The following is a 26,416-nucleotide window of genomic DNA, read 5'->3' on the forward strand; positions in this document are numbered from 1 at the left end:
TTATCTTTTTCTTCTACATACGAATGCGCATTTTGCAACCTATTATTATCATTTTTCCCTTACGCAACTTAAACTATGCAACAAAAAAATAATTTCATTAAGGCACTAAAGCCTTTATTCTCGGTCACAAACAAAAAGATAAAAGAACTTCAGTTTTTTTATTAATAATAATGTAAGTAAATTTAGAGTTTTACAGACTATTGTAAAAGATTGCTATCTATAAAGAAAAAAGAAACTATGAGACATTTGAAAAATTTTCGCGAACACCTATTTAATATGAGTGCATTGGGTAAAAAAATTAAAATTTTACTATTAGCCTGTATTGTTGCCATACCCCTTACAAGTTGTTTTGAGGATATGGATGATAACATTTCTTTTTCCAGTCTAGGAGTTAAAGATTTTGTTTGGAAAGGAATGAATCTGGTTTATCTATACAAGCCTGAAGTTCCGGATTTGGCAAATGATAGATTTACTAATGACGAAGATTACAATAACTATCTTAATGGTTTTGATACACCAGAAGACTTATTTGAATCGTTAAAATACTTACCAGATGATGTGGACAGATTCAGTAGAATTTACAGTAACTATCTAGATTTACAGAATTTACTGAGTGGTACTTCCCTTAGTAATGGCTTAGAGTTTAATCTCTATTTTGTTCCAGGTAGCGATTCTGAAATTTTTGGCGCAATTACCTTGGTTTTAAATAATAGTCCAGCTGAAAATGCAGGCTTGCAACGTGGGCAAATTTTTAGAGCTATAAATAACCAAAACCTTAATTTAAATAATTTTAATGATTTACTTGAATTAAATTCTTACACATTGAATTTTGCTGACTATGATGATAATGGCACAACGGAAATTGCAGATGACACCGTTATTCTGAATGGCGAAACCGAAGACCTTACCAAAGTTGCTTATACCGAAAATCCCGTTTATAAAACAGAGGTTTTAAGTATCGATGGTATTAATATTGGTTATTTAATGTACAATCGTTTTACAAGCAATTTTAATAGTGCACTAAACAGTGCGTTTAGCCAGTTTCAAGCTGAAGGCGTAACTGAATTGGTATTAGACTTAAGATATAATGGAGGTGGTTCCGTACAAACAGCAGCTTATTTAGGTAGCATGATTACAGGTCAATTTAATGGCGAAGTTTTTTCTAAAACGTTTCATAATGATAATCTTCAAAATTTAGATACCAATTACGTCTTTACAAACTCTATTGAAGGTGGTGGTTCCATCAATAGCCTTAATTTAAATAAAGTGTATGTATTGACCACCAATAATAGAACAGCATCTGCAAGTGAACTTGTAATAAACAGCTTAAAACCTTATATCGATGTTGTTGTAATTGGACAAAATACAGCAGGTAAAACTCAAGCTTCTCAGATTGTTTATGATTCGTCAACATTGTTTACTACCGAAGGTATCAATCCAAACCACAGCTATGCTATGCTGCCTTTAATAGCGAATTCTACTAATGTCAATGATCAACTTGTTCCATCAGATGGATTAGTTCCTGATATAGAAATTGCAGAATCACCGCTTACTTTTGGAGTTCTTGGAGATGTAAATGAACCCTTATTAGCTGCAGCAATTTCAGAAATTACACTTGCTGATAGACCATTGCAACAAATAGACAACTATAGTAATTCTTGGCAGGAAATAAAATCACTAAAATTAGAATCTTCCATAGAAAAATCTATGTTCATAGAATAAAAAAAGCCGCTTAAAAGCGGCTTTTTATTCACTTAGAGATTCAAATTAAATCCTAAATTTATACCACGCCCTCTAGTGGCAAAACCAAAGAGCTCTTGGTATTCTTCGTTAAATATGTTTGTAACATTAGCGAATAGTGTCATTTTATTATTACTTAATTTATGACTGATGTAGAAATCTAACAATCCATAAGATTCAAGATTTATAATATCATTCATAAACGTTGTGCTGTTATAAACTGAATCTTCTCTTTCGTCATTATATTGGTAAGATAAACTCATTAAAGTAGCATCGCACAATTGATAGTCTAATCTTGTATTTACTTTAATTTCCGGTATTCTAAGACTTAAATCTTCATCTAACTTAGTGTAGGTGGCATTTACATTAAAATTTAATTTATCAGTAATATTAACTTGTCCAACAAATTCAAATCCGCTAGCAGTAAAAGATTCCTCTATATTTTCGTATAGAAACACAAAGCCACCAGTATCTACAAAGTCAATAAAATTATCTTCATTTCTAGTAAAATACACCAAACTAAATGTCGCTCTATCTTTTACAGACACCTCTGCTCCTACTTCTATAGTCTGATTTTCTTCTGGCTGTAAATCGGCATTACCATAAGTAGGCTCAAATAGCTGATACAATGATGGTGTTATAAATGCGGTACTATAACTAGCCAAACCTTTTATGTAACCAAAATTTAAATCCTTTTTGAATGATGGATTTACACTATAAACAAGGTGGCTTCCATATTCGCTATGATTGTTTAAACGTGCTCCTGCGTTGACATTTAATCCAAAATCTGAAACATATACAGCATTTACATAAGGATCTGTAATAGTAAATTGTGCATTTTCAGGATTTATAGCTTGGCTAAAATCAGTTCCTCCAAAAGGAATTGAAAAACTTTCCATTTGATTGTCTTGAAAATTCACACCAACAACAGTATAAAACTTATCATTAAAATTATAACGGTTAAAAGCATCAACTACAATGTTCTGTGCATTGAATATTGCTGGAAAACTAGATTCAATTTCACGCTCAACATCACTATAAGCTGCATTTACTGTTACGCTACCGTTATTATATTTAAACTCTGGAGATACACCAATTCTGTATTGTTTTGAAGTAGATAAATTATCTGCATCCATCAAACCAAAGCTATCATCAAAATCTGCTTTGTATCTATCGAAACTTGCATAAGTATTCAATTTAAACGACTTACTGAATTTATAGCCAAGTTTAACATTACCGTTGTAACTATTAAAAGCATCGGATTCAGCTCCGTCTGCAACTGCAGATAAACCATCTGTATATTGTTGGCCAAAACTTGCTAGATAATTAAACTTTCCTACACTTCCATTAATAGAAACACTGTTTCTAAAATCTTCAATAGCATAAGCGTTCTCATTAGCAGATTGGTTAGTTCCTAACGTACTTCTCAAATTCAAATTGAACGCTTTTTTCGAAGCTTCTTTCAACTTAATATTAATCACAGCAGTTGCTGCACCTGTTCCATAAAGTGTGCTCGATGCACCTTTTAAAATCTCAATAGATTCTACTTGGTCTGCATTTAATAATCGTAAATCGTAATCATTGGCAATTTGAGAAGCATCTGTAACTTGGATTCCATCAATTAATACTAAGACTTGGCGATTTCGTCCACCACGTATAAAGTAACTAAGGTTCTGACCAGCATTGCTGCGTACTCCATTCACTTCGACTCCTGCAGTTCTACCAATAATTTCTGCAATAGATTGTCCTTGTAATTTTTCTAAATCTTTTGAAGTAATTTTGGTAATCACCTTACCAGAGTTTTCACGTTTTAGCTGAAATTTTGAATCCGTAATTACGATTTCTTCTAACTGTTCAACTTTTAAAGAATCAGTTTGCGATTGCGCAAACCCATTGCATAACATACCTATACCAAGGATGCTACAAAACACTTTTGTTTTGTTCATTTTAATTTTTAATTGCTCGAGAACACACTGTAATTAGTATGTAAACTTTTATCCCGAAAGTTTGACTTCTATGTTGAAATTGGCAGGTCTCCTGGCTCGTTCTTTATTATTTCACCTTCCCAAGAATGTCATTGCGAAGTTGACTTTTTAGTCAACTGTGGCAATATCTCAGTGGTATTGTAGTAAATAATAACCTCATATCTATGAGGTGCTGAAATAAATTCAGCATAAACTTACAGTTGCGGGAACAGCTCAGGAATTGACGAATTACGATTTTTGATTGACGATTTAGTAGTTATTGAAAATCGTAAATCTGAAATTTAAAATCGTAAATCATTCCACCTGATTCCCTTTTAATCCAATCGGTTAACGATTAGAACCTAATTTCGGCGCAAAACTAAACATTTTGTTTAATGATTGACACAAAACTTTAAATAATATTACTTTTGAGTCCATAATGGACCTTAAATAAAAAAATGAGATTATATACTTTTCTTTTATTCGTACTTGCTTTTGTTTCTTGTAAAAATGAGCCTAAACATCAATTACCTGAAACGATTGAAGGTAAAGAACTTGAGTTAAAATATGCTGAAGGTTTTTCGGTAGAATATACCAAAGACTATTTTACTTATGTTACAATAAAAAAACCTTGGCCGAATGCTGAAAAAGAATATCCTTATTTGTTCACGAATTCGAAACTCACAACAGACGAATTAGGAAATAAGAAAAATGATGGCTTTGATTTTGGTATACAAACACCAATTAAAAGGCTTGTTGTTACTTCCACTACTCATATTCCAGCACTAGAATTATTAGGTGTTGAATACACTTTAGTTGGTTTTCCTGGAACGGATTATATTTCTTCTGAGAAAACTAGACAACGTATTGATAATGGAAAAATAAGAGAACTAGGCAAAAACGAAGGCATTAATACCGAAGTACTTTTAGAATTAAATCCTGATGTGGTGATTGGTTTTGGCGTAGATGGCGTTAACAAAACATTCGAAACCATTAAGAAAGCAGGAATTCCTGTTATTTATAATGGAGATTGGGTTGAATCTTCAGCTTTGGCAAAAGCGGAATGGATTAAGTTTTTTGGTGTGCTTTTTAATAAGGAAAAAGAAGCAGACTCTATATTTAACCAAATTGAAAATGATTATTTAGAAGCGAAAAAGATGGCTCAACAAGCCAAAAATCAACCAACTGTTTTAAGTGGCGCCATGCAAAAAGATGTTTGGTATTTGCCAAATGGTTCAAGTCCAGAAGCACAATTTCTAAAAGATGCTAATGTCAATTATCTATGGAGTGAAACGACTGGGAATGGTAGTTTAGCCCTGAGTTTTGAGTCTGTTTTTGAAAAAGCAAAAGATGCAGATTTATGGTTGAGTCCATCATACTATAGTAGTTTAGAACAACTCGAAAAAGCAAATGCACTTTATACTAATTTTGAAGCTTTTAAAAATAAAAATATATACACTTTTGCCAACACAACAGGCGAAACAGGTGGAGTTCTATATTACGAACTAGGTACAGCTAGACCAGATTTAGTCTTAAAAGATTTAATCAAAATCTGCCATCCAGAATTATTGGAAGGCTATACTCCATATTTCTTTAAACAACTTAATTAATTGAGTTCTCAAAAAACATATCAACTTCAATTTTTGTCACTTTCGGTTATACTGTTACTGTGCTTTTTTCTGAATATAAGTTTAGGCTCAGTTAGCATACCACTAAAAAGTGTATTTGGTAGTCTTTTTGGGACAATCGAGAATTCCACTTGGGATATTATTGTTACAAATGTAAGATTACCCAAAGCAATAACTGCCATTTTAGTTGGATCTGGCTTAGGAATTTCGGGATTGTTAATGCAAACCTTGTTTAGAAATCCATTGGCTGGACCGTTTGTATTAGGTATTAGTTCTGGTGCAAGTTTAGGAGTTGCATTGGTTATTTTAGGCTCAGGTCTGTTTGGTAGCTTATTTGCTACCGCTTTAATTTCAAAATGGAGCATTGTTATTGCGGCAAGCTTAGGGAGTTTTTTAGTGCTACTAGCTGTTTTAGCAGTTTCTAGCAAAGTGAGAGATACTATGGCTATACTAATAATTGGTTTAATGTTTGGTAGCATTACTGCTGCTGTTGTTAGTGTACTCTCCTATTTTAGTACTGCAGAACAACTGCAACAATACATATTTTGGGGTTTTGGTAGTTTGGGTAATTTGTCCTGGGAAGAATTGTTGATATTCTTCGGAATATATACTATTGGAATTATTCTAGGCATTGCGTCAATAAAAAGTCTCAACAGCCTTTTACTTGGAGATAATTACGCGAAAAGTTTAGGTTTAAATTTGAAGCAAAGTCGATTAATCATTATTGTCGCAACAAGTTTAGTTGCAGGAACTATAACCGCTTTTGCAGGTCCCATTGCATTTATTGGTTTGGCGATTCCGCATTTAACACGTCAGATTTTTAAGACTTCAAATCACAAAGTATTATTACCAGCTGTGTTTTTGTTTGGAGCTATCGTTATGCTAATTTGCGATAGTATTGCACAAGTGCCTACAAGTGATTACACCTTACCAATTAATGCAATAACAGCCTTGGTTGGTGCGCCTGTAGTGATATGGTTATTGGTGAGACAACGGAAAATGATGTTTTAATATATTCTGGAGACCTGTCAGGTTTCAAAAACCTGACAGGTCTGGAAAAAATAAATGGATAAGTGACAAAAAACGAAAAACATATCATCCTTAAAGCAGAACAACTTTCAATCGGTTACAAAACCAAGAAAGCTGAAACTGTGATTGCTTCAAACATAAACTTTGAATTGCAAAAAGGACAATTAATTGGGTTGGTTGGTGCTAACGGAATTGGAAAATCAACACTGTTACGAACGCTAATAAAAGTCCAACCTGCTTTATCTGGACGTGTCTTTTTAAACGACAAAGATTTAAAAACCACTTCAACTTTAGAATTAGCAAAGCAACTCAGTATTGTATTGACTGAGCCTTTAATGTCTAAAAATCTTTCGGTCTTTGAGTTAGTTGCTTTAGGAAGACATCCCTATACTAATTGGGTTGGTAATCTTACCGATAGCGATAATGCTATTATTGAGTCGTCTTTAGAACAAGTAAATATTTTAGATCTAAAAGCAAAAAGATGCTACGAACTTAGTGATGGACAACTTCAAAAAGCAATGATAGCGCGTGCTTTAGCGCAAGATACAGATGTTATAGTTTTAGATGAGCCTACAACACATCTCGATATGTATCACAAAGCTTACATCTTGAAACTGCTTCAAAAACTGACTAAAGATACCGGTAAAACTATTCTGTTTTCTTCTCACGAAATTGATTTAGCCATTCAACTATGCGACACTATGATTGTTATGTCTAAAGACACTATAGTTTGCGACCAACCTTGCCGTTTAATTTCTGATGGTATTTTTGAATCCCTTTTCCCAAAAGATTTGATTGTTTTCGATGATAAATCAGGAAGTTTTAAGGTAACATAAAACATTAAGTTGTTACTCTAATCTACTGATAATGAAATTCTATTTTAATTTCTACGTCAAAACGACTACCTTACTTCATTGAAAATATATCTAAAACAAATTTTGCAAAAATGAAGTTTCACCGATTTGTAGTAATTCTATTGTTACAACTTACTGGTTGTAACTTTTTACATTCGCAAATTGATATTTCAGACTTAGACAACCTAACCCATTATAGTATTGAGGATGGGCTATCTTCAAATTCTGTAGTTGATATAGTTGAAGATAAATATGGATTTATATGGGTTGCAAATGCTAAAAGTGTTACTCGTTTTGATGGCAATCATTTTGCAAATTACAACTCTTTTATTGCCAATGATTCTTTACAAAAATTTGGAAACGTAAATGCGCTTTCTTTTGACAAATCGGGCGAAAAGATATTCATTGGGACCGCATTAGGTATTTTTTATTCGTCATTAAAAAATATTCAATTTAAACCTATAAGTCATTTAGTACCATCTGTAAACTTGCCTATAAAACGAATTTCGAACCTATTATTTGATGATAAGGAAATCTGTTGGGCTTCTACTTTTGGATATGGCCTAGTAAAAATTGACATTAGCAATAACACTTTCGAAAGTTTTCGTATTAACAACCCAACTCAAGAGAATAATGCTTGGATAAATAGCATACGTTCTATGGCTAAAGACCTAAATGATAATACTGTATTATGGTTAGCTTCTAGTGGTGGTCTAATTCGTTTTAACACTATTTCAAAAACTTATAAAGTATTTGTTTTTAATGATAATGTTGACTTGCCTCAAAATAGAATTCGTGAAATTGCAGCCACAAAAAACAATATATATCTTGGAACTTGGCAAGAAGGTTTAGTGGTGTTTAATTTAGAAACTCAACAATTTAATCAACCTTTAAAAAACACATTTCCTAATTCTCATTTGCTCATATTAGAACTCTTTAAAAGTAATGATCAAAATTTATGGGTTACGTCAACAGAAGGTTTAATACAGTTTAACACAGCAACTAATGCTATAGAAAAAGTAGCAATTAACAACGCTTCAAAGAGTAATATTAAGGGTGTTAAGTTTATAGATTCTAATGGAATTATTTGGTTTGGTTACGGAAAAGGGTTGTTTAAATACAACCCGTCAAACTCTCAAAATAAGTTTATTTTACTTGAAGATAGAACTAATTTAGAAAACCCCTTTCTTATTGAAAAAATGTTGTTTTTAAAAGACTATTTATATGTCATAGGCCATAATGGTTCTGGCTTATACAAAATCAATTTAAATGACTTTTCTTTTGAAACTATACAAATTTCAGAACGAGAAATTGATAATTACAACTTACGAGATATGGCAATTATGGATGAAGAAAACCTGCTTATAGCCTCTTATGAAAAATTATATATTTTCAATACAAATACTCAAAAAAGTAAATTATCTCCACTTCAAATAAATCATCCCTCTTCTTCAATACAAAGTATTGTCAAAGATAAAAACAATAGATATTGGGTTGGCGCAAGACGAAATGGCCTTACCTCTCTGGACTTTAGCAGTAATACAATTAAAAATTATAAAGAAGAGTTTAATACTTATAAAGAAGGAAATCATGTATGGATAAACAGCTTATATATAGATAGTAAAAATAAACTTTGGATAGCAAAAGGTACCGAAAGTGTAATGAACTTAGATGATTTAAAAATTTCACTTTTAAACCCTAAAGATTCTGTTCCATCTTATCATGACGCCAGCAATTTTCTCGAAGATAAAAAAGGACGTGTTTGGGTTGCTGGTTATGATAATGGATTAGGTTATACCAATTTTGAAGATTTTAAAAAAGGGATAAAACACCAAATGGATGGGTATTTTGCAGGAATTTATAAGTATAACGATAGTATAATGTTTACCATTGGAAAAGGATTTCTTGGTAAATACAACATAAATAATAATACACATACCATTATAAATATTAATAATAACAAGCAATATATAACTGGCCCAGTTATTAGAAAAAATGCAATAGAATATATAGTTGGTAGTAGAAATGGGATATTAATTCATAAATCAGAAAATCAAAAATCAAGCTCACATACACCAAAACCCTATGTTAGAAAAATAACAGGAAATGGTAAAACTTATTACGAAAATAATAGTCTAGAAAATCAAGAATTAATTTTTGAAAGTGGTACAACCAACTTAGTAATTAACCTCAGTGCGTTAGCCTTTGAACTACCTGAGCAATCAAACTACTCTTATAAACTAGGTGATGATTGGATAGATTTGGGTACAAATCAAGAAATAAATATTACCAATTTAACACAAGGTAAGTATGGTTTTAAAATTAAAGCATGTAATAATTTTGGTGAGTGTAATGAGGTTAACTATAACTTTACTGTACGTGCACCATGGTATAAATCTTGGCTTGCCTATTTAATTTACAGCATACTACTAATTACAATTGCTTGGTTACTTTATAGATTTAATCTCGATAAAAAACTAGCAGTAGCAGAAAAGCAAAAAGCAATAGAGTTCGATGAATTAAAAACAAAAATGTATGCCAATATATCTCACGAATTTAGAACGCCTCTAACACTGATAAATGGATTATCTAAAGTACTTATTGAAGAAAACAGTAATAACAAAAACACCGGAAAGCTAAAAGGAATTCATCGAAGTGGAGATCAGTTACTAAAACTCGTTAATCAAATATTAGGGTTAGTGTCCTTTGATGCTGGTAAAGTAAAAGCAAATTATAAAAATGGCGATATTATTGGGTTTATAAAACAATGCGTGTCTTATTACAAATTTCATTCAGATTCTAAACAACAACAACTTACATTCTCTTCAACAATTGAGTCGTTAAATATGGATTTTGATGATGATAAATTACAGAAAATAATAAATAATGTATTATCAAATGCCATAAAGTTTACACCCGAAAAAGGTAAAATTAATGTTGAAATTGACAGAAATAATCAAAATTTAATACTCAAAATTTCAGATTCGGGAAAAGGTATTGATCGTAAACATTTACCACATATTTTTAATCGTTATTATAAAACATCTGAAGATAATATTGATGTTGGAAATGGAATTGGAATGGCACTTACCAAAGAACTCGTTAATCTCTTAAAAGGGAAAATTGATGTAGAGAGCGAAATTAATAAAGGAACGACCTTTACGATACAACTGCCAATTAAAAACACGATAAATGCTACTTCAGAATTGGTATATCAAATTCCGTTTGCAGCAAATACTAATACAACTAAAAGTGTTGAATCAGTAACAGCAGAAAACATAGAATTACACACAATATTGCTAGTTGAAGACAATAAAGAAATAAGAAATTATGTCAGCTTATTACTTGGGCATATTTATAATATTATTACGGCTAAAGATGGTGTAGAAGGCTTAGAAATTGCAAAAAACAAAACTATTGATTTTATTATCAGTGATGTAATGATGCCAAAAATGGATGGCTTTGAGTTTTGTAAACACATTAAAAACGATATAAATACTTCTCACATCCCTTTTATAATCATAAGTGCAAAAACAGCCCAAGAAGATAAAATAAAAGGCTATAAGTTAGGAATAGATGCTTATCTGTTTAAACCTTTTGACAAGGATGAATTATTACTTATTATTAAAAATTTACTCCAGAAAAAACAGGAACAGGTTAATTACTTTAAAAAGCTTTTACTACTAAAAGAAAGTCCAAAAAATACAACTACAAATCAATTAGATCTAGATTTGATACAAAATCTTCAAAAATATGTTTTAGACAAAAACATAAAATTATCTATTGATCAATTAGCAAAAACACTTGGTACAAGCCGCACACAATTGCATAGAAAAATTAAGGCATTAACTAATATGTCTGTTACAAATTACATCAATCATATCCGCATAGAGAAAGCTAAAAATTTATTAGTAACTACTGAACTCAACAGTAATGAAATTGCTTATGAAGTTGGGTTTGAATCTTCGACTTATTTCTCTAGAGTTTTCAAAAAAGAGCTAGGAATGGCACCTATTACATTTCGTAATAACCACGTGTAACACCCATTTCTATTAGTTTGGAACAATGTTTCATTCTTTTGAAACAATTGTGCAATACTTCTTTAACTATCACTATTACATTTGTATAACACTGTCAAAAATTCCCCTAAAAACTCCCTATAATAACTACATATGATTAATTAAAAAAAATAATAAATCAAATGTTTTGTACTTAACAAGTACCATATATTATGGAAGATGATTTTTCAATCTTAATAAAGAAATTAGTAAACCAAATTGTTATCACTTCTAGCTTAATGGTTCTAGTTGGTTTAGTTTTTTTACTGTATTATTTTAATGTTTTTTCAAAGGATTCAATATCTCCTTATGAAATTTCACTCGGTCCTATTTCAGCTCAGTATGATATTTCTTTATTAGATAATTCTAAAGAAAATGAAGCTATAAAATTTGGGCATCAACTTTTTATACAAACACCAAAATATATCGGTCCCGAAAACGGAGATTCAAATTTGGCTTATTCGGGCAATAGGTTAGCCTGTAATAATTGTCACTTACAATCTGGTACAAAACCTTACTCTGCTCCTCTCATAGGTATTATTAAAAGATTTCCTCAGTATAGAGGTAGAGAAAATAAAATAGGAAGTATTGAGGAACGTATTAACGGTTGTATGGAACGAAGTCTTAACGGTAGAACAATGCCTCCAAATTCAAAAGAAATGAAAGCTATTGTTGCTTACCTCACATGGTTAAGCCGATTTTCTCCTGAAGACGGAAAAGTAACTGGGCAAGGATTTGTAAAAATACAAATACCAGATAGAGCTGTTGATTTAAAAAAAGGACAACAAGTTTTTGAGTTAAATTGTATTGTCTGTCATGGTAAAAATGGGCAGGGAGTCAGATCCTTAGGCAGCTATACTTATAAGTATCCACCACTTTGGGGTGAAGATTCTTATAATAATGGCGCAGGAATGACACGGGTAATTACAGCTGCACAATTTATAAAAGCCAATATGCCTTATGGCACCACTTATGAAGCTCCCACATTAACTGATGAAGAAGCTTACGATGTTGCAGGTTATATAAATCGTCAAAAACGACCTTCGAAACCTAATCCAGAATATGATTTTCCGGATCTGACCAGAAAACCTGTATCTACACCATATCCACCATATATAGATTCATTTTCTGTGACACAACATCAATTAGGTCCCTTTCAACCAATTATGGCTTTTTATAAACAAAAATATAACATAATTAAAACCAAATAATATGAAAACAAAAAACGAAAACTCTAGACGTAAATTCATTGGAGCCCTCGCATTAGGTGCCACTGCAAGTACATTAGGTGTACTTACAAATCCTATTTACGCTAAATCCGCAAAAGCCATTGAAATAGAATTTAATGATTCTGAAAAGTGGTTTAAAAAAATTAAAGGAAGTCACCGAATTGTATATGACGGATCTACACCACATGATGGTTTCCCGATTATTTGGAACTGGGCCTATTATCTATCAAATAATGAAACAGGTACAGCAGATAAAGATATGACCGCAATGACTGTTTTAAGGCATAGTGCGCTAGGCTTAGCTCTCGAAGATAGATTATGGAAAAAGTACAACCTTGGTGCAGTCTTTAATGTAACTGATAATTCTACAGGTAAGCCATCACTTAGAAATCCATATTACGAGCCTAAAGATGGAGATTTTCCATTACCAATTATAGATGGAATTAAACGATTACAAGAACGTGGTGCTATGTTTTGTGCGTGCGACTTAGCAACAAAGGTTTATAGTAATGCTGTAGCTCAGCAAATGAATTTGGATCCTGCTGAAGTATATGAAGACTGGGTAAGTGGTATTCTTCCAGGAATTCAACCAGTTCCATCAGGAGTTTGGGCACTTGGCAGAGCACAAGAAAATGGCTGTGGCTACATCTTTGCTGGCGAATAATTAATTTTTAAATAAAAATTTATGAAGACAATATTAAATTTAATGCTAGTGTGCTTATTCAGCACTATGATTTTTGCTCAAGAAAAACCAGTTAAAATTGTATTTGATGTTACAAGTAGTGACACCAAGGTACATGAATCTGCCATAAGACACATAAAACTGATGTCTGAAGCCTATCCAAATTCAAAATTTGAGATGGTAATGTATAGTGGAGCATACAAAATGGTTGTCAAGGAAGAGTCAACTGTTTCAGAAGATATGGCAGCACTTGCAAAGCGTAATAATGTAGATTTTGTGGTTTGCCAAGCATCCTTAAATTATAATAACATCGAAGATTCCCAATTAGTTATTGGAGTGCGTTCGGTACCTGATGGCATTTTAGAAATCATCAATAAGCAAGGACTAGGTTGGGGTTATATTAAGGAAGCTAAGTAGAGTGCAAGAATAGCTTAATCAAATATTAACCCTTAATTTTACTTTTACTGATTTTTGAAAAACAATTCAAAAATTAAAATAAAATTTAATCAAAGTATATAATGTGAAATGAATCTACTTTTAAGTAAATTCTTCTCTTCACTCTGTATCACAAAATACTTATCTTTGGTTAAATTTTATTTCATTTAATGAACGATACACTCATTCTATTTATAGCTATCATTATTTCTGCTGGCATTGGCGCTTTTATTGGACTTAAATTTGCACAACTAAAAAGCAAAAGTGATAAAAGTACTCTTGAAGAACGCCAACTTCAACTCAATAATTACATTAGTGAACTAAAGCAAACGGTTGAAAAAATTGAATCGGAACGTGAAGAGATACGTAGAGAAAAAGATTTTTTGAATACAGAACTTTCTAGACGTAATTCTGAATTTGAAAACCTACAACAACAGAATCTTAAACGCGATGAAGAATTAGCCAAACAGCAAGAACAATTGCGTAAGGATTTTGAGTTGATGGCTTCTAAAATACTAGATGAAAAATCGGAAAAATTCACCCTTCAGAATAAAGAGAACATCAAGAACATTTTAAACCCGCTTGAAGAAAAGATTAAAACCTTCGAGAAAAAAGTTGAAGATACTCAGAAAGAAAGTATTAGTATGCATTCAGCTTTAAAAGAACAGTTATTAGGTTTAAAAGATCTCAACCAACAAATGGCATTAGAAGCCACTAATCTTACAAGAGCTTTAAAAGGTGACAGTAAAATGCAAGGAAATTGGGGAGAATTGGTATTGGAACGCGTTTTAGAAAAATCTGGCTTAGAAAAAGATAGAGAATATTTTGTACAGCAAAATTTTCAGCGCGAAGATGGGTCTCGAGTTATGCCAGACGTGGTACTGCATCTACCTGATAACAAAAAGATGATTATTGATTCTAAAGTGTCTTTAACCGATTATGAACGCATGGTTAATGCAGACGACGACCAAAGAGCTCTGTTTTTAAAGGCACATGTAAATTCTATTAAAAAACACGTCGATCAATTATCTGCAAAAAACTATCAAGATTTATATGATATAGAATCACCCGATTTTGTGTTGATGTTTATTCCTATAGAACCAGCTTTTGCAGTAGCAATAAATGAAGACAATTCTTTATACAATAAAGCTTTTGAACAAAACATAGTTATCGTTACTCCTTCTACCCTTTTAGCTACACTACGCACAATTGATACGATGTGGAATAATGAAAAACAGCAACAAAATGCTATTGAAATTGCTAAACAAGCAGGAGCATTGTACGATAAGTTTGAAGGTTTGGTTACCGACTTAACTGGTGTCGGCAAAAAGATTGACGCTGCTAAAACGGATTATTCTGCAGCGATGAACAAATTAGTTGAGGGCAAAGGCAATTTAATCTCGAGAGTAGAAAAGATTAAGAAAATGGGTGCCAAAGCTAAGAAAGCGCTTCCTGAGAGTATTATAAAACGTGCATCTGAAGATGATTAATGTGTAATAATTATACACAGTATATTTCAAAGCTCCAGCTTTAAAGATATTTTTATATTATCACATTTTAACGTGATATATTTGTTTATCACTAAAAAACGTGATATATTTGTTTATCACTCAAATATGTGATATATGAAAACTTGTATAATTACTGGAGACATTATAAAGTCGAGAAGCCAATCGGACAATGAATTATGGCTAACCACTTTAAAGGATGCATTGACGCATTTAAATCCTATTAAAGAGTATTGGGATATTTATCGTGGAGATAGCTTTCAGATAGAGTTAAACGATGAAGTATCTGGTTTTTTAGCCGCAGTGTATTTAAAGGCTTGTATAAAAACTATTGATGGTTTGGATGTGAGACTCGCTATAGGTATTGGCAAAAAAACCTACAAAGGAAATAGTGTTAGTGAATCTAGTGGAGATGCTTTTTTATACTCTGGTGAAACTCTAGAAAAGCTTAAAAAAGAAAAACAAAACTTAAGAATAAAAACAGAAAATTCGCAACTAAACAAGGAACTTAATCTCTATTTTAAATTAATACTCATAGCTATGGATAGATGGACTAAAAATTCCGCAGAAATAGTTAAATTAACAATTGAAAAGCCTAGAGCACTCCAAAGCGAGTTAGGTGATATTATTGGGATTAATCAAAATGCCATCAGTACAAGGCAAAAACGTGCCCATTTAGACGAAATTTTTGAATTAGATAGCTTATACAGACAAAAAATAGCACAACTATGATGGTACTAATCTTAAAACTCATTTTAGCTCACCTCATAGGTGATTTCTTCTTACAGCCTCAAAAATGGGTTAAGGACAAAGAAAAGAAGAAACTAAAATCTGTATGGCTATATGTGCATGTTGCAATCCATATTGCTCTAATGTTTTTAATTGTTTGGGATATATCGTACTCTTTACTAATTCTATGTGTTGGACTTATACATTTCATAATTGATGGTTTAAAGCTTACTCTTCAAAAGAAAAAAACCAAACGCTTTTACTTTTTTTTAGACCAAATACTACATATTATTTCAATTATTGTATTAGTTTGCCTATTTCAAGAAGGCTTTGAGCTTCATTTAACGCTAGGAGGAAACCTTCTTTTATTGACTATATGCTTGGCATTTTTAACAATGCCAACTTCAATCATAATGAAAACTATTTTTTCTAAATGGGATATATCTAAACTAACTAAGGATAACGAATCTCTTAAAGATGCAGGTAAATATATTGGTATTTTAGAACGCCTTTTAGTCTTTATATTTATAGTTGCTGGACATTGGGAAGCTGTTGGTTTTTTAATTACAGCAAAGTCTGTTTTTAGATTTGGTGATTTAACAGCATCAAAAGAAAGAAAACTTACAGAGTATATTTTAATTGGTACACTTATTAGCTTTGGTATTGCTATAGTTATTAGTCTCGTTTATTTATATCTAAGAAATTATGTTTAAAACTATAGATTCGTCCAAAATAAGCATCTCTCAATTAATGCTACCATCACATTCTAATTTTAGTGGTAAAATACATGGTGGTTACATTTTAAATCTTATGGATCAAATTGCTTTTGCTTGTGCCTCTAAACATTCAGGCATGTATTGTGTTACAGCTTCTGTTGATACGGTAGATTTTATAAATCCTATTGAAGTTGGTGAACTAGTAACTATGAAAGCATCGGTAAACTATGTTGGTAAAACATCTATGGTAATTGGCATACGTGTAGAATCTGAGCACATACAAACAGGTACAAAAAAACATTGCAACTCGTCATATTTTACTATGGTTGCAAAAAATGAATTAGGAAAGCCCAGTGAAATTCCTGGTTTAATTTTAAACGATAAAACCGAAGTGATGCGTTTTTTGAAAGCTATAAAACGTATTAACACAAAAAAATCTCGTATAGATGAATTTAATCATATCAACTTTACTTTAGAAAACTATCTTGATGAGCTAAGAAACTATCGTGTAAAGATTGAACTACCTGATAATTAAATAAAAAAGCGACTTATTAAAATAAGTCGCTTTTTTTATAATATAAAAACTTGTATTTATTGTTTAATAAAACGTTTGATTTGTGTGGTTTTATCATTAAAAACCCTCACTAAATATACTCCGCTTTTCCAATTAGAAACATTTATAGAAGAATCTAATTGTGTCATTTCACCTTTATAAACTCGTTTTCCTAAGACATCAAATACTTCAACTTTCACGTCTTCGTCAGCACTAGCTAATTTAATATTAAGCTTTGTTTTTGCTGGGTTTGGTGAAATAGTAAACTCATCATTTTGGTCAGTGGAAAGCTGAGCAAAAGAAAATGCTGAAACAAAAAATAATAGTATAAGTAATTTTTTCTTCATAATTAAGTAGGTATCTTATTAAGCTAAGTTAATAAATATTAACCAAATATTACAATTATTCATCGAAAACCGTGCCATTACTTACTTAAATACATTTTTCTTCTAGAATATAAATCGTAAAATTCATCATCCTTTAAACTATCAATAAATAAGATACTTTCACCAGTACTCTTCATTTCTGGACCTAGTTTCTTATTTACATTAGGGAATTTATTAAATGAAAACACAGGTTGTTTTATCGCATAACCTTCTAATTGAGGATTAAAATTAAAGTCAGTCACTTTTTTCTCACCCAACATTACTTTGGTTGCATAATTTACATAAGGCTCCTTGTAAGCTTTAGCTATAAAAGGTACAGTACGGGAAGCTCTTGGATTAGCTTCAATGATATAAACAATATCGTCTTTTATAGCAAATTGTATATTAATTAAACCAACAGTATTTAAAGCCAATGCAATCTTTTTGGTATGATCTTTAATTTGCTGCATTACAAATTCACCTAAATTGAATGGTGGTAATGTAGCATTACTGTCTCCTGAATGGATACCACAAGGCTCAATATGCTCCATAATACCAATGATGTACACATTTTCTCCATCACATATAGCATCTGCCTCTGCCTCTATAGCACCATCTAAGTAGTGATCTAATAACAATTTATTTCCTGGAATTGACTTTAATAAATCAATAACATGCTCTTCTAATTCTTTTTTGTTGATGACAATTTTCATTCCTTGACCACCAAGTACATAAGATGGTCTTACTAATATTGGAAAGTCTAGTACATCTGCAATTGCTAAAGCTTCATCTGCTGTTTCGGCAACATCAAATTCTGGATAAGGAATGTTGTTTTCTTTTAATATATTAGAAAAACTTCCTCTGTCTTCAGCTAAATCTAGAGATTCAAAACTTGTTCCCATAATCTTAACTCCATAACGCTCTAGTTTTTCAGCAAGTTTTAAAGCTGTTTGTCCACCAAGTTGTACAATAACACCTTCTGGTTTCTCATGCTGAATGATGTCGTAGATATGCTCCCAAAAAACAGGTTCAAAATAAAGTTTATCAGCAATGTCAAAATCAGTAGAAACTGTTTCAGGATTACAGTTAATCATAATGGTTTCATAACCACATTCTGCAGCAGCTAACACACCATGTACGCAGCAATAATCAAACTCAATTCCTTGACCAATTCTGTTTGGTCCTGAGCCTAATACAATGATTTTCTTTTTATCAGTAACAACACTTTCGTTATGTACTGAAATTTCACCATCAGCTGTTTCTACTTCACTTTCAAATGTAGAGTAATAGTATGGTGTTTGTGCTTTAAATTCTGCTGCACAAGTATCAACCAATTTATAAACTCTGTTTATTTTAAGTTCTCTTCTTTTATTATATACTTGACTTTCTAAACATCCAAGCATATGAGCTATTTGTCTATCACCATAACCTTTTTGTTTAGCCTCAAGCAATAATTCTCTATCTATGTTTTCAATTTTATAGGTTGAAATCTCTCTTTCAAGATGAAATAACTCTTCGTATTGTTTTAAGAACCACATGTCAATCTTAGTGATTTCGTGAATACGACTAAGCGGAATTCCCATTTGAATGGCATCATAAATCACAAAAACCCTATCCCAACTTGCGTTAGTTAATTTATCTATAATTTGATCATAGTTTTTGTATCCTTTTCCGTCTGCACCTAAGCCATTACGTTTAATTTCTAATGATTGTGTAGCTTTATGCAATGCTTCTTGAAAAGAACGTCCAATAGCCATCACCTCACCTACTGCTTTCATTTGAAGACCTAACGTTCTGTCAGACCCTTCGAATTTATCAAAATTCCAACGTGGAATCTTTACAATTACATAATCTAGTGTTGGCTCAAATAATGCAGAAGTTGATTTTGTTATTTGATTGCTTAATTCATCAAGTGTATAACCTAAAGCTAATTTTGCTGCAATTTTAGCAATTGGATAACCTGTTGCTTTACTTGCTAATGCTGATGACCTTGATACACGAGGGTTAATTTCAATGGCGATAATTTCCTCTTCTTCATCTGGACTAACCGCAAACTGAACATTACATCCACCTGCAAAATCACCAATACTTCGCATCATATGGATGGCCATATCTCGCATTCTTTGGAAAGTCTTATCAGATAATGTCATTGCAGGAGCAACTGTAATAGAATCACCTGTATGAATTCCCATTGGGTCCATATTCTCTATTGTACAGATAATAACAACATTGTCATTTTTATCTCTTAAAAGCTCTAATTCGTATTCTTTCCAACCAATTAGTGCTTTATCAATCATTACTTCGTGAATTGGTGAAATCTCTAAACCACGTGTTAGCAATTCATCAAAATCCTCTTCCTTATAAACGATGGATGCTCCTGCTCCACCAAGTGTAAACGAAGCTCTAATTACCAAAGGAAATCCAAATTCTTGAGCAATTTCCTTTCCTTTAAGAAATGATGTTGCAGTAGCTTGTGGTGCCATACCAACACCAATTTTTAGCATCAATTCTCTAAATTTCTCTCTATCTTCAGTAATATTTATAGCATCGATATCAACACCTATAATATCGACTCCAAAATCTTCCCAGATTCCTTTTTCATCGGCTTCTATACATAAATTCAATGCTGTTTGCCCACCCATAGTTGGCAAAACGGCATCTATTTGTGGATGCTCTTTTAAAATTTTTATAATAGATTTTGTGGTCAATGGCAAGAGATAAATATGATCTGCCATTGCTGGATCTGTCATAATAGTTGCAGGATTGGAGTTGATAAGAATTGTTTCTATTCCGTCTTCTCTCAATGAACGTAATGCTTGAGAACCTGAATAATCAAATTCGCAGGCTTGTCCTATAATAATTGGACCTGAACCTATAAGTAAAATGGACTTGATGTTTTTGTTTTTTGGCATTAGAATGTGTTTTGGTGTGCAAAAATAGTTATCAATAGGGTATAAAAAAAGGCGTTACACCTAAGTAACACCTTTAAAATATTAACAATTGTTAATCATTATTTCTTATGTCTAGTTTCTGAAGATACAGACAATTTCTTTCTTCCTTTAGCTCTTCTACGTGCTAAAACTTTTCTTCCATTAACAGAAGCCATTCTTTCTCTGAAACCGTGTTTGTTTCTTCTCTTTCTTTTTGACGGTTGAAACGTTCTTTTTGGCATTGTCCTATCTTTTTATATACTAATATTTATTTTTTAATAAGTTGAGGGCTTCCTCAAAACTGCGTGCAAATATACAACAACTTTTTACTTTAACAAGCACGTGATTAAAAATATTTTTTCAAATTTTAACTTCACTTTTTTATACCTTTGCACACTGCAAAAAATAAGAGAACTATGTTCAATAAAAATATAAAATTAGTCATTGCTGCATTAATAATCGGTTATGCAATCTATCAATTTACCCAAGGCTATATTGGCAATGGGATAATGTATATCTTACTTTCTACGATATTTATTTTCTTATATTTTAAAAACGAGATGATCTTGTTGGCGTTTTTAAAACTCCGTAAACAAGATTTTGAAGGTGCAAAAAAGTGGCTAGATAAAATTAAAAACCCAGAAGCTTCATTGGTAAAAAAACAACAAGGCTACTTAAATTATTTAAATGGAATAATGGTTTCACAAACCAATATGAATGAAGCCGAGAAATATTTTAAGAAAGCAATAGACCTTGGTTTATCTATGGACCATGATTTGGCTATGGCAAAATTGAACCTTGCTGGTATTGCTTTTTCTAAACGACGTAAACAAGAAGCTCATAAACTATTATCTGAGGCTGAAAAGTTAGACAAGCGAAATATGCTGGCTGACCAAATTAAAATGATGAAACAACAAATGAAGAAAGCTTCTATTCCAAAACAGCATTATGGACAGCCAACTTCATCACGTCAAAACCGTAGAAGTCGAAGATAACTACAGTAATGGCGCAGCTAATCTAGCTATGGCTTCCACTGTTTTTGTACCTTTTGAACGGTTTTTCCATTTTTGGTAATCAAGTTTTTCTGAATCTTTTAAATCTGCATTAAAAAGTTCTGTAAGTTGTGTACAAAAGTCTTTGTTGTACATTAATGCATTTACTTCAAAATTGATATTAAAACTTCTGTAATCCATATTTGCGGTTCCTACTGAAGCAAAAACATCATCTACAACCATAGTTTTAGAATGCACAAAGCCTTTAGTGTATTGATATACTTCAACACCAGCTTCTAACAATTGTTCTATATAAGAGTTTGTAGCATACTCTGCTACCCAAGAGTCTGACTTTTTTGGTACAATTAATTTTACTTCAACATTACTTCTTGCTGCAACTTGTAGGGCTGTAATGATTTCGTCATTTGGAATAAAATATGGTGTTGTTATATAAATACACTCTTCTGCATTTGTTATGGCGACAAAAATAGCCTCCATAATGTTAGACCAATCAGTGTCTGGGCCACTAGCTGCAATTTGAACAGGCATTTTACCTTTACCGTTATAACTAGGAAAATAGTCTTTAGAAATTTTTATTTCTCCATCACTTGCAAAATCCCAAGTAGTAAAAAATAAAATCTGAAGTGGTTTTACAGCTTCACCAACAATTCTAATATGTGTATCTCTCCAATATCTATTGTTATTAGCATTGACATAATTATCTGAAATATTTATGCCACCAACATACCCTATTTTACCATCTATTACTATAATTTTTCGATGATCACGATAATTCATCTGACCAGTAAATTTAGAAAAAAGTACTGGCATAAAAGAATACATTTCTATGCCACAATCTTTTATTTTCTTCTTCATTTTAGATGTAATAGAACTCCCAACATCATCTATAACAATTCTAACTACAACACCCTCTTTAACTTTGTCGCACAACGCATCTATTATTAAAGTACCTATTTTATCGTCTTTAATAATGAAATATTCGAGGTGAATATGATGCTCAGCTTTCTTTATATCATCCAAAAGTAGCTTAAACTTTTCATCACCATCTTTAATGAGATTTACTTCATTATCTACTGTTAGCTTAGATTTTTCGTTATTATACAGTAGTCGAATAAGCTTGGATTTTTCGTCTAAAAGATCATCAACTTTGTTTATAGTTTTCGTATCTAACTCTAATTCCTGTTGAATCCTTTTTACAATAGATTGATTGAGTACATTCTTTCTAGAAAAGATTTTTGATTTTCTATACTCTTGACCAAAAAGATAATACACCAATAAGCCCACAAAAGGAAAAACCAACAACACAATAATATAACTTAAAGTCTTTGTTGGGTTTAATCTTTTAAATAAAACAGTAACAACTGCAGAGAGCGCCAAGACATAGTTTAGCACAATGATAATCTGCCAGATATGATTTTTGATAAATTCCAACCTTAAGGTTTAGTATTATAATAACCTTCTTTTGGAATTTCTATAATATATTGCTTTCTAGATCTATTGTTTAAATGAGGTTCACGCAACCAAGGATTATGCAGTTTTAAGATTTTATAATTAATTCCAAATCGTTTTGCAAACTTTGAAAAATCAGTAACAGCTGTATCCACCTCTACTTTATATGTTGGGACTGGTTTATACAAATCGCTTTTATTAAAGTTAAATCCGTATTTAGATGGATTATTAAGTATTTCTTTTAAAGCGACTATTCTAAACATATAACGCCCTGTTTCTTCTCCAAGCAGCAAGTCGTAGTAGTCATTTACATCTTGTTCTTTTAAACGTCTTGAAATACCTGCATTACCTGCATTGTAAGCTGCTGCAGCAAGTGTCCAAGATCCAAGGTTTTCTTTGGCATTTATTAAATACTTGCATGCTACTTCTGTTGCTAATTCTAGATTGTAACGTTCATCTACGTTTGAGTTAACCTCTAATCCATTTTCGCGACCTGTAGCTGCCATTATCTGCCAAAACCCTCTTGCTCCAGCAGGAGAAACTGCATTTGTTAAACCACTTTCAATAACTGCTAAATATTTAAAATCATCTGGTACTCCATTTTTTTCTAATATTGGTTCTATAATAGGAAAGTACTTTTGTGCACGTTTAAACATTAACAAACCATTGGATTGCCAGTAGGTATTCACCAACAACTCTCTGTCCATTCGCTCATATATATCAGGATTTTCAATAGGTACCATTTCGCCAGCAAAGTTTAGACCCTCTGGCATTTCTAACGCATAGACGTTATAGTCATTAACGATTGGTGTTTCTTTTCCTATGGTTTCATCTGAGGGAGATTTTTGCATAGCGAAGATAAAAAGTCCCGATACACAGACTAAACCAACTATTGCTAAAATATTTTTTAAGATTTGCATGGCTTTCATTTTTTTTATTAAATGTAGTAAACTATTTAGTTCTTTCAAATTCAAGACTCTATAAGTTTTGGTAAATTTTCGTTAAACCATTTATATTTATTAATAATCATAATATGTGAACCACCATTAACAACAATACAATTTCCACCACAAGAATGCGGAAATATAACATCTTTGTCTCCATGAATATATATCGCATCTGTATGTGGTTCTTGTTGTTCCCAACAAACGACCTGCTTAATAGCCCAGTCTAGATATATTTTATCACTTACGGAAAGGTACTTTTTATATAAATCCACACGCTTTTTTATGGTTTCACCAAAAGCATACTTTGCTAATAAATCTATATTACTAACTAATTGTGTTGGTAAAATTTTATAGGCTTTTGTAATTTTTAAAAATTTTAAACGCTTCGGTAACTCATGACACGATTTTACGCTAGAAACTACAAATAGCTTTCTAAGTTTTAGAAATTTGCTCATTTCCTGTACTAAAATACCACCAAACGACACTCCTAACAATACCACATCATCATACTCAATAAATTTACACATACGTTTCGCATACGCTTGTAATGTTTCATTTTTATCAGGTATTTGCCATTCTAACCAATGAATTTTATATCGATCTTCTGGCAATTTTATATGCTCAAAAATTGTAGGATTAGCAGCCATTCCTGGCATTAAGTAAATATGTATAAGGTTTGAGTTTGCCAACTTTAGTTTAGTTTTTCTGAGTTTAAATATAATCTTGTCATAGTTATTATAATTACTTATAATTTAAGGTTTTAACAATCTAACCCTTAAAGTCTCATTGATTTTTTGTACCTTTGCACTGCAAAACTATATAAAATATAGTATCTACTTGCCAACCGCTAACTTAAAACAAAGAAAATTATGACAGAAACTGCTGAATTGATCGATAATGACTTTCTGCGTCAATATGAATTAAAGGTTGAAGATGAGATGGCTGTTATCGAGTATTCCTTACAAGAGCGTAAGATATTCTTAACTAAAATGATTATACCAGAAACAATTAGAACTACAGAATTTGAAAAAGAGTTTTTGGCAATGGTATTTAATGATATTAAGGATAGAAATATTAGTGTAGTTCCTACGAGTCCTGAAATTGCAAAATTTGTAAGAAGCAATAGAAAATATAAGCGTATGCTACCTGTTGGCATTCGTATATAATAATTAGATAAAGAAATTATAATTAAAAATCCGAAACCTATAAAGTTTCGGATTTTTTGTTTTGTATATATATATCACAATTATAATCGAGACCGTAAAAGACTATTCTTTTAATAAATCGCCTACAAATGCTTCAAACTCAGTTTTAAATTCTTCATACTTTTTACCAGTGGCTGGTCCATTAAAGCCTGTATGAATTTTTCTTACTTTACCAGTTTTATCAATAAAAATTGAGGTTGGATACGATAATACATGATTGAGCATTGGTAACTTTTCTTGAGCTTTGGATTTGCTTGACGTGCCAAACTGCGCTAAAAGAATTGGGTATTCAATTCCTAATTTTGATTGTAGCCTGTCGATTCTTTTAAAAGCCATTTCTTTAGTCTTAGCATACTCAAACGCTAATGCAACAAATTCAAGGTCTTTGTTTTTATTAGTTTTATAAAACTCAGTATAATATTTACTTTCATCCAAACAATTAGGACACCACGTTCCCATAATCTGTACAATAACTACTTTATTTTTAAATCGTTCGTCGTTAAGTGAAACCAAGTTTCCATTTGCATCTGGGAAAGAAAACTCTAAACTATTATATCCTTCTTTTAAAAAAGTTAAGTGGTTAGCACTAGGCAGTTCATAGTTCTCATTTCGTTTTGCTACAAATGGCTCTTTCCAATGGTTACCAGAATAAAATGTTCCTTCCATTGTGGAATCTGACACTTTTGCGGTAAATAAAAAGGCATGTGCACCATCAAAAGTTGAAAGTTTCATTGTATCTCCATCCATAACTCCTTCAAGGTATCTGTAATCGCCAGTTGTGGTTCTAAATGTACCTGTTACCTTCTCGCCTTCTTGCTTAAAGATGCCTTTGGCAATATATTCGTCGTCTTCAATGCCTTGGCTAAAAACGGTTTCCCAAATTCCTGAAACGTTTCGATTTGGTTTATGCTTTACCTCAAAACGTTTTTTATTATTATATTCTGCACTAAATGGTACTGTTCGATTTAAACTTTCTTTTATAAAGCTTCCTTTAAGGTTGTTACCTTCAAACTTAGCTGCTAAATACCCTTCAAATACAGGAGTTGAAATAAAAACAGAATCATTTTTATATTCTACTTCATCAACTTCAATAATTTCTTCAGAATTAAAAATATTGAGCGTGGTAGGTGATTTTACTTCAAAAACAAAAGGCAATTGTTCATTGTCTTTAACCTCTATAACAGCTCTATAAAACCCAACTTTAAGAGTGTTTATTTCGTTTTCATTTTTTTTAGCTTCCCCTTTACAAGAAAATATAAATAAGATTGATAAGAAGACTAGGATATGTCGCATGTAATAATACTTTTGTATGAAGTTCGAAATAACAACAAAATCCTTACATAAAAAAGTAAACCGATGTTTCATTGACTTATTGGTTTTGC

At 31.8% G+C, this 26,416-nt stretch carries 22 protein-coding genes and 1 riboswitch; of the genes, 14 read left to right on the plus strand and 8 right to left on the minus strand.

All coding sequences use genetic code 11. The features are described 5' to 3' along the window. The first annotated feature begins 237 nt into the window (after positions 1-237). A complete protein-coding gene (locus tag ACFFGA_RS06330; protein ID WP_386061310.1) occupies positions 238-1,722 on the plus strand; it encodes a GFO_1087 family putative carboxy terminal peptidase in 1,485 nt (494 codons plus the stop codon). A gap of 32 nt (positions 1,723-1,754) precedes the next feature. On the opposite strand, the gene ACFFGA_RS06335 is transcribed toward ACFFGA_RS06330, so the two are convergent. Then, positions 1,755-3,686, minus strand: a complete 1,932-nt coding sequence (locus tag ACFFGA_RS06335; protein WP_386061313.1) for a TonB-dependent receptor plug domain-containing protein — start codon at positions 3,684-3,686, stop codon at positions 1,755-1,757. 64 nt (positions 3,687-3,750) lie between these two features. After that, positions 3,751-4,086: riboswitch (cobalamin riboswitch) on the minus strand. 76 nt (positions 4,087-4,162) lie between these two features. Between ACFFGA_RS06335 and ACFFGA_RS06340 the strand changes: the two genes are divergently transcribed. The 11 genes from ACFFGA_RS06340 (at position 4,163) to ACFFGA_RS06390 (ending at position 17,107) form a co-directional block, all read left to right on the plus strand. Beyond that, entirely contained in the window at positions 4,163-5,314 is a 1,152-nt protein-coding gene (locus tag ACFFGA_RS06340) for an ABC transporter substrate-binding protein (RefSeq protein ID WP_386061316.1), read from the plus strand. Next, positions 5,315-6,343 (plus strand): FecCD family ABC transporter permease, encoded by a 1,029-nt coding sequence (locus ACFFGA_RS06345; RefSeq protein ID WP_386061319.1) that lies wholly within the window; start codon positions 5,315-5,317, stop codon positions 6,341-6,343. A gap of 62 nt (positions 6,344-6,405) precedes the next feature. After that, positions 6,406-7,197 carry an ABC transporter ATP-binding protein gene (locus tag ACFFGA_RS06350; protein ID WP_386061322.1) on the plus strand — a complete coding sequence of 264 codons (792 nt, stop codon included), beginning with the start codon at positions 6,406-6,408 and terminating at the stop codon, positions 7,195-7,197. A 110-nt stretch (positions 7,198-7,307) separates the two neighbouring features. Then, positions 7,308-11,255, plus strand: coding sequence for a hybrid sensor histidine kinase/response regulator transcription factor (locus ACFFGA_RS06355; RefSeq protein WP_386061325.1), 3,948 nt, complete (start codon positions 7,308-7,310; stop codon positions 11,253-11,255). 191 nt (positions 11,256-11,446) lie between these two features. Continuing rightward, on the plus strand, positions 11,447-12,484 hold the full coding sequence (locus ACFFGA_RS06360; RefSeq protein ID WP_386061328.1) for a c-type cytochrome: 1,038 nt from the start codon (positions 11,447-11,449) through the stop codon (positions 12,482-12,484). A 1-nt stretch (position 12,485) separates the two neighbouring features. Continuing rightward, a complete protein-coding gene (locus ACFFGA_RS06365; RefSeq protein WP_386061331.1) occupies positions 12,486-13,166 on the plus strand; it encodes a Tat (twin-arginine translocation) pathway signal sequence containing protein in 681 nt (226 codons plus the stop codon). Between the two features lie 21 nt (positions 13,167-13,187). After that, the gene (locus ACFFGA_RS06370; RefSeq protein ID WP_386061334.1) at positions 13,188-13,601 is read left to right on the plus strand and encodes a DsrE family protein; all 414 of its coding nucleotides are present in this window, start codon (positions 13,188-13,190) and stop codon (positions 13,599-13,601) included. Between the two features lie 188 nt (positions 13,602-13,789). Then, positions 13,790-15,109 (plus strand): DNA recombination protein RmuC, encoded by a 1,320-nt coding sequence (locus ACFFGA_RS06375; protein WP_386061337.1) that lies wholly within the window; start codon positions 13,790-13,792, stop codon positions 15,107-15,109. A 135-nt stretch (positions 15,110-15,244) separates the two neighbouring features. After that, the gene (locus ACFFGA_RS06380; RefSeq protein ID WP_386061340.1) at positions 15,245-15,859 is read left to right on the plus strand and encodes a transcriptional regulator; all 615 of its coding nucleotides are present in this window, start codon (positions 15,245-15,247) and stop codon (positions 15,857-15,859) included. Beyond that, positions 15,856-16,569, plus strand: coding sequence for a DUF3307 domain-containing protein (locus ACFFGA_RS06385; RefSeq protein ID WP_386061343.1), 714 nt, complete (start codon positions 15,856-15,858; stop codon positions 16,567-16,569). The genes ACFFGA_RS06380 and ACFFGA_RS06385 overlap by 4 nt, the downstream gene beginning before the upstream one ends. Next, a complete protein-coding gene (locus ACFFGA_RS06390; RefSeq protein WP_386061346.1) occupies positions 16,562-17,107 on the plus strand; it encodes an acyl-CoA thioesterase in 546 nt (181 codons plus the stop codon). The genes ACFFGA_RS06385 and ACFFGA_RS06390 overlap by 8 nt, the downstream gene beginning before the upstream one ends. A 56-nt stretch (positions 17,108-17,163) precedes the next feature. Here ACFFGA_RS06390 and ACFFGA_RS06395 read toward each other — a convergent pair whose 3' ends face one another. The 3 genes from ACFFGA_RS06395 to rpmH form a co-directional block, all read right to left on the minus strand. Continuing rightward, positions 17,164-17,472 carry a T9SS type A sorting domain-containing protein gene (locus ACFFGA_RS06395; protein ID WP_386061349.1) on the minus strand — a complete coding sequence of 103 codons (309 nt, stop codon included), beginning with the start codon at positions 17,470-17,472 and terminating at the stop codon, positions 17,164-17,166. Positions 17,473-17,549: 77 nt separating this feature from the next. Continuing rightward, complete coding sequence (gene carB, locus ACFFGA_RS06400; protein WP_386061352.1) at positions 17,550-20,402, minus strand: carbamoyl-phosphate synthase large subunit; 2,853 nt, start codon at positions 20,400-20,402, stop codon at positions 17,550-17,552. 98 nt (positions 20,403-20,500) lie between these two features. Continuing rightward, positions 20,501-20,662 carry a 50S ribosomal protein L34 gene (rpmH, locus tag ACFFGA_RS06405; protein ID WP_033961596.1) on the minus strand — a complete coding sequence of 54 codons (162 nt, stop codon included), beginning with the start codon at positions 20,660-20,662 and terminating at the stop codon, positions 20,501-20,503. Between the two features lie 174 nt (positions 20,663-20,836). Here rpmH and ACFFGA_RS06410 point away from each other — a divergent pair, with 174 nt between their 5' ends. Continuing rightward, positions 20,837-21,415: a tetratricopeptide repeat protein gene (locus ACFFGA_RS06410; protein ID WP_386061356.1), complete on the plus strand. Its 579-nt coding sequence runs from the start codon at positions 20,837-20,839 to the stop codon at positions 21,413-21,415. On the opposite strand, the gene cls is transcribed toward ACFFGA_RS06410, so the two are convergent. The 3 genes from cls to ACFFGA_RS06425 are packed head-to-tail and all read right to left on the minus strand — an operon-like array spanning position 21,416 to position 24,485. After that, positions 21,416-22,864, minus strand: a complete 1,449-nt coding sequence (gene cls, locus ACFFGA_RS06415; protein WP_386061359.1) for a cardiolipin synthase — start codon at positions 22,862-22,864, stop codon at positions 21,416-21,418. 2 nt (positions 22,865-22,866) lie between these two features. Beyond that, positions 22,867-23,802, minus strand: coding sequence for a lytic transglycosylase domain-containing protein (locus tag ACFFGA_RS06420; RefSeq protein ID WP_386061362.1), 936 nt, complete (start codon positions 23,800-23,802; stop codon positions 22,867-22,869). A gap of 50 nt (positions 23,803-23,852) precedes the next feature. Then, positions 23,853-24,485, minus strand: a complete 633-nt coding sequence (locus ACFFGA_RS06425; protein ID WP_386062407.1) for an alpha/beta hydrolase — start codon at positions 24,483-24,485, stop codon at positions 23,853-23,855. A gap of 213 nt (positions 24,486-24,698) precedes the next feature. On the opposite strand from ACFFGA_RS06425, the gene ACFFGA_RS06430 reads away from it, so the two are divergent. After that, complete coding sequence (locus ACFFGA_RS06430; protein ID WP_386061365.1) at positions 24,699-24,995, plus strand: N-acetyltransferase; 297 nt, start codon at positions 24,699-24,701, stop codon at positions 24,993-24,995. Positions 24,996-25,097: 102 nt separating this feature from the next. On the opposite strand, the gene ACFFGA_RS06435 is transcribed toward ACFFGA_RS06430, so the two are convergent. Then, on the minus strand, positions 25,098-26,327 hold the full coding sequence (locus ACFFGA_RS06435) for a peroxiredoxin family protein (protein WP_386061368.1): 1,230 nt from the start codon (positions 26,325-26,327) through the stop codon (positions 25,098-25,100). Positions 26,328-26,416: the final 89 nt, after the last annotated feature.

Origin of the sequence: Winogradskyella pulchriflava (assembly GCF_042434315.1) — a bacterium.
GTDB lineage: Bacteria > Bacteroidota > Bacteroidia > Flavobacteriales > Flavobacteriaceae > Winogradskyella > Winogradskyella pulchriflava.

Coding starts and splice junctions, on each gene's coding strand:
- ACFFGA_RS06330 (WP_386061310.1), top strand. CDS start 238: ATGAGACATTTGAAAAATTTTCGCGAACACCTATTTAATATGAGTGCA.
- ACFFGA_RS06335 (WP_386061313.1), bottom strand. CDS start 3,686: ATGAACAAAACAAAAGTGTTTTGTAGCATCCTTGGTATAGGTATGTTA.
- ACFFGA_RS06340 (WP_386061316.1), top strand. CDS start 4,163: ATGAGATTATATACTTTTCTTTTATTCGTACTTGCTTTTGTTTCTTGT.
- ACFFGA_RS06355 (WP_386061325.1), top strand. CDS start 7,308: ATGAAGTTTCACCGATTTGTAGTAATTCTATTGTTACAACTTACTGGT.
- ACFFGA_RS06360 (WP_386061328.1), top strand. CDS start 11,447: ATGGAAGATGATTTTTCAATCTTAATAAAGAAATTAGTAAACCAAATT.
- ACFFGA_RS06365 (WP_386061331.1), top strand. CDS start 12,486: ATGAAAACAAAAAACGAAAACTCTAGACGTAAATTCATTGGAGCCCTC.
- ACFFGA_RS06370 (WP_386061334.1), top strand. CDS start 13,188: ATGAAGACAATATTAAATTTAATGCTAGTGTGCTTATTCAGCACTATG.
- ACFFGA_RS06375 (WP_386061337.1), top strand. CDS start 13,790: ATGAACGATACACTCATTCTATTTATAGCTATCATTATTTCTGCTGGC.
- ACFFGA_RS06380 (WP_386061340.1), top strand. CDS start 15,245: ATGAAAACTTGTATAATTACTGGAGACATTATAAAGTCGAGAAGCCAA.
- ACFFGA_RS06385 (WP_386061343.1), top strand. CDS start 15,856: ATGATGGTACTAATCTTAAAACTCATTTTAGCTCACCTCATAGGTGAT.
- ACFFGA_RS06390 (WP_386061346.1), top strand. CDS start 16,562: ATGTTTAAAACTATAGATTCGTCCAAAATAAGCATCTCTCAATTAATG.
- ACFFGA_RS06395 (WP_386061349.1), bottom strand. CDS start 17,472: ATGAAGAAAAAATTACTTATACTATTATTTTTTGTTTCAGCATTTTCT.
- carB (WP_386061352.1), bottom strand. CDS start 20,402: ATGCCAAAAAACAAAAACATCAAGTCCATTTTACTTATAGGTTCAGGT.
- rpmH (WP_033961596.1), bottom strand. CDS start 20,662: ATGCCAAAAAGAACGTTTCAACCGTCAAAAAGAAAGAGAAGAAACAAA.
- ACFFGA_RS06410 (WP_386061356.1), top strand. CDS start 20,837: ATGTTCAATAAAAATATAAAATTAGTCATTGCTGCATTAATAATCGGT.
- ACFFGA_RS06420 (WP_386061362.1), bottom strand. CDS start 23,802: ATGCAAATCTTAAAAAATATTTTAGCAATAGTTGGTTTAGTCTGTGTA.
- ACFFGA_RS06425 (WP_386062407.1), bottom strand. CDS start 24,485: ATGCCAGGAATGGCTGCTAATCCTACAATTTTTGAGCATATAAAATTG.
- ACFFGA_RS06430 (WP_386061365.1), top strand. CDS start 24,699: ATGACAGAAACTGCTGAATTGATCGATAATGACTTTCTGCGTCAATAT.
- ACFFGA_RS06435 (WP_386061368.1), bottom strand. CDS start 26,327: ATGCGACATATCCTAGTCTTCTTATCAATCTTATTTATATTTTCTTGT.